The sequence below is a fragment of the Neisseria sp. P0009.S007 genome (assembly GCF_051962515.1).
In genome coordinates this window covers 1-968 of the sequence record NZ_JBQCVF010000584.1, presented here as the reverse complement: position 1 = coordinate 968, position 968 = coordinate 1, and the positions used below count along the sequence as shown (strand labels likewise).

General features: G+C 52.3%; 1 protein-coding gene. It reads left to right on the top strand.

From position 1 onward, the window contains the following. Positions 1-968 (top strand): 3-isopropylmalate dehydrogenase (leuB, locus tag ACTHS3_RS14960; protein WP_440368364.1); only part of this gene is annotated, 968 nt, incomplete at both ends.

The window sequence follows — 968 nt, the reverse complement described above, 5'->3', positions numbered from 1 at the left end:
ATCGTTGCAGAAACCGTCCGTGTACTCGACAAACTTATCGAACAAGGTTTGGATGTCAGCTACGAATACGCACCTTTAGGCGGCGAAGCCTATGACGAATACGGCCATCCTTATCCAGAATTCACGCAAAACCTTTGCCGTAAAGCTGATGCGGTTCTGCTTGGTGCAGTCGGTTCTCCTCAATACGACAATCTCGACCGTCCGCTGCGCCCTGAACGCGGCTTGTTGGCCATCCGTAAAGACTTGAATCTGTTTGCCAACCTGCGCCCTGCCATTTTGTATAAAGAGCTGGCCAATGCTTCCACTCTGAAACCGGAAATCGTAGCCGGCCTCGACATCCTTATCGTACGCGAACTGACCGGCGATATTTACTTTGGCGAGCCGCGTGGCATCCGTGTTTTAGAAAACGGCGAACGCGAAGGTTACAACACCATGAAATACAGCGAAAGCGAAATCCGCCGTATTGCCCACGTTGCCTTCCAATCCGCCCAAAAACGCAGCAAAAAAGTCTGCTCCGTAGGCAAAGCCAACGTTTTGGAAACCACCGAACTGTGGCGCGAAGTCTTTGAGGAAATCGGTAAACAATACCCTGACGTCGAGCTTTCCCATATGTACGTGGACAATGCCGCCATGCAGTTGGTACGTGCGCCCAAACAATTTGACGTGATTGCCACCGGCAACATCTTCGGCGACATCCTCTCTGACGAAGCCTCCATGCTGACCGGCTCCATCGGTATGCTGCCTTCCGCTTCTTTGGACGAAAACGGCAAAGGCCTGTACGAACCGTCTCACGGCTCTGCTCCTGACATTGCCGGTCAAAATAAAGCCAATCCGCTGGCGACCGTATTGTCTCTCGCCATGTTACTGCGTTACAGCCTGAACGACGAAGCACGCGCGCAACAAGTTGAAAACGCCGTACAAAAAGTACTGCAACAAGGCTTGCGTACCGGCGACATTTACGAAGAAGG